General features: G+C 36.5%; 4 protein-coding genes. All 4 read right to left on the bottom strand.

Annotation, left to right across the window (positions count from 1 at the left end):
• Positions 1 to 182 precede the first annotated feature (182 nt).
• The 4 genes from thrC to Q0410_RS06450 all read right to left on the bottom strand — a co-directional run bounded on the left by thrC (position 183) and on the right by Q0410_RS06450 (position 5,852).
• Positions 183 to 2,477: a threonine synthase gene (gene thrC / locus Q0410_RS06465; RefSeq protein WP_299034516.1), complete on the bottom strand. Its 2,295-nt coding sequence runs from the start codon at positions 2,475 to 2,477 to the stop codon at positions 183 to 185.
• Positions 2,474 to 3,655 (bottom strand): homoserine dehydrogenase, encoded by a 1,182-nt coding sequence (locus Q0410_RS06460; protein ID WP_299034514.1) that lies wholly within the window; start codon positions 3,653 to 3,655, stop codon positions 2,474 to 2,476. The genes thrC and Q0410_RS06460 overlap by 4 nt, the downstream gene beginning before the upstream one ends.
• Positions 3,656 to 3,684: 29 nt before the next feature.
• Entirely contained in the window at positions 3,685 to 4,992 is a 1,308-nt protein-coding gene (locus Q0410_RS06455; RefSeq protein WP_299034512.1) for an aspartate kinase, read from the bottom strand.
• A 221-nt stretch (positions 4,993 to 5,213) separates the two neighbouring features.
• Positions 5,214 to 5,852, bottom strand: coding sequence for a class I SAM-dependent methyltransferase (locus tag Q0410_RS06450; RefSeq protein WP_299034510.1), 639 nt, complete (start codon positions 5,850 to 5,852; stop codon positions 5,214 to 5,216).
• Between the last annotated feature and the right edge of the window lie 59 nt (positions 5,853 to 5,911).

The raw sequence follows: 5,911 nt of genomic DNA, 5'->3' as shown, positions 1-5,911 counted from the left end.
GGATCATCCCCGCATATGCGGGTAAAACATTAAACAAATCCTCATTTTATCCCATTTCCTTATTTATATCAAGCTAATTTCATTCACTTTAATTTTTTACAATCTTAGCTATATAAATATTATATAACAAGTCAATGTTTTTTGGAACTTATTTCTTTTTATCTATATATTTTAGGCGATATCTAAATCACAAAAGCTCCCTTCCTATCTATTTCCAGAGCTTTTAGGTCATAGTTATCTGATAATTTTTTTAGGTTTTCCCTTATTTCTTTTTCTGACTCATTATCATCCTTGTCTAGGATTAGCATGATTGTTGATCCTGCGCCGCTTAGGTAGTAGGATAGGGCTCCAGATTCTTTTATAATTTTTTCGATTTTTTCTATTTCTGGTATTAGGTCAAATCTGTAGGGTTGGTGGATTTTATCTGCTAGGGCTACTTTTAGGTTGGCAGCATCTCCTGACTCTAGGGCTAGGACTAGCATGGCGACCCTAGCTATATTGAAGACTGCGTCGGCTTTTGGGTAGGTTTGTGGGAGGGCGAGTCTAGCTTTTTCTGTCGATAGTCTAAAGTCTGGGACTAAGGCTAAGAATTTGAATTTCTCTGAGATTTCAAATTTTTCTAGGTAGACTTTGCCTTCCTCTAGTATCGATACTCCTGCTCCTCCAAAGATGGCTGGACTGACGTTGTCTGGGTGGCCTTCAATGGATGTTGCAATTTTTAGGATTTCTTTTTTATCAAGATCTCTTCCCATGACTTCAAAGGCTGCCATAACTCCCATAACTATGCAGGCTGCAGATGAGCCTAAGCCTCTTGATATGGGGATATCTACCTCTAGGTCAAAAGTAACTGGTCTTGCTTTTTCTTTGTAGTAGTCAAAGGTAAATTTATAGGCTTTGTAGATTAGGTTTTCCTTTAAATTTGATTCAAAACTTTTCCCATCATCTGTTAGCCTAAATTCGCAAGTATTATAAAGATTTAGGGCAAGACCCAAGGCATCAAAGCCTGGTCCTAGGTTGGCTGAGGTGGCTGGGACTGATATTCTCTTGCCCCTTGATGCAAATTTGAGAACTTCTCTAGCAATTTCATCCTTTTTGATTTTTGTCTGGTGGATAATTTTCTTTCCCTTTAGTTTCCTTATTTCACTTGGGATTTTCACCCCTGTTTTATCATAAAGGGATTTTATATTTTCAAATTCATCCTTGCCTGGATTTTCTCCTAGGGCTTTTAGGACTGATGAGGCAAACTTGTAAGGGCTTGCAGTTGATAAGACCATGGTTTTTTCAAGGCCAAGTTTATCTACAACAGCCTTGGCCACGCTTGTATGAGGATCTATTAGGTAGCCTTCTTCTTCGTAGACTTTTTTAATTGTCTTTTCGGTATCTTCCTTATTTGCGTAGCCTGCTAGAAATTCATCAAATTTGCCATCAAAAGTAAAGACTCCATCCTTCCTTAGGTCTTCCATTTTTTCTTTGACGACCTTGTCTGAGGACTTATGAAAGATTAATCTTTCTAGGTTTGATGAAACGAGGATATCCATGGATGGGGATATAGTTTTGATTAGGTCCCTATTAGCATCATAGGTCCCTGTTGTGAAAAAGTCTGTTAGGACCTTGTTGTCATTTGAGGCTATTACAAGTTTTTCTATAGGTAGTCCCATCTGTTTGGCATAAAATCCTGCCAGAATATCTCCGAAGTTGCCTGTTGGCACACAGCAAGTTATCTTATCTCCGCATTCTATTTCCTTGTTATTGACAAGATCTGCATAGGCGTAGAAATAATAAACTATCTGCGGCAAGAGCCTGCCGATATTGATGGAGTTGGCTGATGAAAGGTAGGTATTTTTCTTTTTTAATTCCTCTTTTATAGCTGGGTCATTAAAGATTTTTTTAACAGCTGTTTGGGCATCATCAAAATTGCCGTCAATGGCTATAACCTTTGAATTTAGCGAAGCTGTTGAGTCCATCTGAGTTTTTTGGATATCGCTTACGCCTTCTGTTGGATATAAAACTAAGATGTCGATATCTTCTGTATTATAAAAACCTTCTAGGGCAGCCTTGCCTGTATCACCTGATGTCGCTGTAAGGATAAGGGTCTTATCCTTGATACCTAGGGATTTTTTGGCATAGGATAAAAGGTTTGGCAAAAGACATAGGGCAAAGTCCTTAAAGGCTGATGTCCTTCCGTGGTAAAGCTCTAGGTAGTAGTCTTTTTGGTAGGCGACTTTTACTATCTCATCTTCAAAGCTTTCGTAAGATTTTTCTATTAGCTTAAGTAGGTCCTCGCTATCAAAGTCTGTAAAATATAAAGATAAGATCTTGCAAGCCATGGCAGTATAGGATAAGTCCAAGTTCTCTTTTATATCAAAGGCTGGAAAATATTCTGGAACAAAAAGCCCACCATCATCGGATATGCCCTTTACTATGGCTTCTCTGCCGGATATCCTTAATTTTGAATCTCTTGTCGATAAAAATTTCATAAATCTTCCTCAATTTCTGCTAAAAATACTTCTCCTAGGTCAGCTAGGATTGGTTTTAAATTTCTTAGGCTAACTTTTTTTGTCAAAATAAAGTATTCTTCTTTTTTATGTTCTTCATATTTAACAAGTTTCTTAAGCTCTGGTGTAAGTTTTGATGTCCTTATGTAAAACTTATTTTCAAGAGTGTTTGAAACTTGGTAGGAGTTTTCCATATTATAATAGGCTGGGATTTCTCTTCTTGATAAGACCCTCACTAGGTCACGAATTACGGCTTCTGCAGTTTCTAGCCTGCCTGCACCTGGACCCTTAAATTCATAAGAGTCAAAATTTTCTCCCCATACTTTCACTCCATTGGTTTCATCAAAGGTCTTGGCAAAAAACTCATCATTTACAAAACTTGGGATTACAGAAATATTTATCTTGCCATCTTTAAGCTCAGATTTAGCAAGCATCCTTATGGAATATCCCATATTCTTGGCAAAACTTAAGTCGATTTTTTTGATATTTTCAATCCCAAAAGTAGGTATTTCTTCTTCATTTACCTTTGCATTATAAATCAAAGAAGAAAGAATCCTAATCTTTCTCATAGAATCAAAGCCTCCTACATCTGCTGTAGGATCAAGCTCTGCAAAACCTAGGTCTTGGGCTTTTTTTAGAACATCTGTGTAGGATGCACCCTCTGTCTCCATCTTAGATAGGATGTAGTTGCTTGTACCATTTAGGATACCAAAAACCTTATCCATCTTATTAAAAATAGCTTCCTCCATTAGAGGATGGATTAGAGGAATAGCCCCACCAACTGCCGCCTCATAAGAAAAATAAACTTCATTTGACCTTGCCAGAGCATTTAATTGTTCAAAATACTTTGAAACTACAGCCTTATTTGCTGTTATGATATGCTTACCAGCCTTCATTAGGGAGCTAATCATCTGATAAGTTTCCTCTAGGCTTGTAGTTAGGTCAATAACTGTATCCACATCTGAAGACAAAATCTCCTCAAAATCATCTGTAAAAACTAGGTCTTTTTCAAAAGGATTTCTCTTTTTATTCTTATTTTTTATTAGCACCTTATCAATTTCTATAATAAGATTATGGTTTCTTAGACTATTTTTCTTTTTATATAGGATTTCCTCGACACCTGATCCGACTGTGCCAAAGCCCATAATCGCAATTTTCAAATCAAACCTCCAAGGTTTATTAACTTCACTTAGTTCTTGCCATAAAATTCTTCATAGATAGAGCAGATTGCCTGCTCAAAATCTTGGGTTTCGACTCCGATAATAATATTTATCTCGCTAGAACCCTGGCTAATCATCTTTATATTGACCCCTTCCCTAGCAAGAGCCGTAAAAGTCCTGGCAGAAACTCCCTTTTCATTGATCATGCCACGACCAACAACTGCTATTAGGGAAATATCCCTCTCCCAAGAAAGGCTATCAACATCTAAGTAAATTTGTAACTCCTCTAGGACCTTATTTAGCTTTGGGGTAATGTATGAATCTGCCACAAGGACAGAAACTGTGTCAATACCAGAAGGCATATGCTCGATTGATATATCATTTGACTCAAAAACTGTAGTAAGTTTTCTAAAAAAGTCCTTCTCATTGTTCATATTTACCTTTTCTAGGGTAATAACAGTGAAGTCTTTTTTGCCAGTAATACCAGTTAGGATATTTTTATTTTTTCTATCACACTTAGATAGGATAAGGGTACCGTCCTTATCAGGGGCATTGGTGTTTTTGATATTAATCGGAATATTCTTATCCTTAAGCGGGAAAATCGCCTCTTCATGAAGGACATTGGCCCCCATGTAAGAAAGCTCCCTAAGTTCCTTGTAGGTAATAGTACCAATAGGCTCTGGATCTTTGACAATCCTAGGATCTGCAACCAAAAATCCTGACACATCGGTAAAGTTTTCATACATTTCTGCATCCATAGCTGCTGCAATAACAGAACCTGTCACATCAGATCCACCACGAGAAAAGGTCTTAACCTTGCCTTCTTCCTCGCCGTAAAAACCTGGAATAACAGCCCTGTCATGCTTAGCTAGGATATTTTTTATAGCAGCCTGAGACTTTTCTAAATCTAAAACTCCCTTATTAAATGAAATCAAATCCTTGGCATCCACAAAATCATAGCCAATAAAAGAGGCAAGAACCTGAGCACTCATAAACTCCCCACGGCTAACAACGAAATCGTAGGAGGCGCCATTTGTTATCTTTTCTTTAACCTCAGCTAAGATGCTAGCTATATCAATATTCAAAGAAAGATCTTCCACAATATTTTTATAAACATCCTCGATAATCTTATAAACCTCATTAAAATTTAGGTCATGGCAACTTAACTGGTGGCACATGGCAAGGAGGTCTGTGACCTTGTGGTTGTTGGTTGCTCCCTTACCAGGTGCAGACACAACTATGTATTTTCTATCCTTATCGGCTAGAATTATATCCTTAACTTTTTTTAGCTGAAGACTATCAGCCAGTGAACTTCCTCCAAATTTAGCAACTTTCATCTTCTTCCCCTTTGTATGTAAATTTTGCCTAGGCAAAGTATAGTAGTGTTAGCTTTAATATAGTAATGTAAGTTCGATTTGTAAAACTATACAGTTTTTATCCCAGTTGTCAATTATTAGATAACTTTGATAAAGCGATGAAAACGTAACCTTCATTGAAAGTATCAATCTTGAAAATTATTAAAATTTTCGAATAAAAAACCGGTGAAAATCACCGGACTCTATAAATTTCTTAAATTTTTATTATTTTTTATAGTAATAAGGCCTGAACACTCAGAAAATTTCTTAAACTTCATATCTTTAAAATAAGGCTTAAGCTCATCTATTACAAAGTAAATCTCATCATCATCCCACATATCCCCTGCTTCATGCTTACACATATCGTGGTCTTTTCGAGATTTAAAAGCCACATCTCCTATATATAGCTTTCCTCCATTCTTAAGCCTTGTAAGGAGGTTTTTTATAAGGGTAACTTTATCTAAATCTTTTAGGTGGTGGAGAGAATAAGTCGCAACAATTGCATGGTATTTTTGATCTCTCAGCCCTTCTACCAAGCCATCTCTAAAATCTCCCTTAAAAAGCTTAGCCTGAGGCATCTTCTTTCTGGCAATTTCTATCATTCTATCAGAGAAATCTTGGCCGTAAATATTAAACCCTTTTTCATAGAGTTTTGAAGCAAGAGTAGCTGTACCAAAACCCAGGTCTAAAATATCCTTGCCAGACGAATCTAATATAAGCTTATATATTTCATTTAAAATATTTTTATAACCTGCAAAAGGATATGAATTATCCTCATCACTTAGACCGACAACCTTATCATAATCATCAGCCCATAAATCAAAACCCTTACCATTTAACATTTCAAGCTCCTTATTTTTATAATTCCAAGTGTCTATTTAATCTAGCTAAAGTAGTCTAT

The sequence above is a fragment of the uncultured Anaerococcus sp. genome (genome assembly GCF_937934665.1).
In the GTDB taxonomy this organism is placed as follows: domain Bacteria; phylum Bacillota; class Clostridia; order Tissierellales; family Peptoniphilaceae; genus Anaerococcus.
This window is presented reverse-complemented; position numbering and strand designations above follow the sequence as displayed.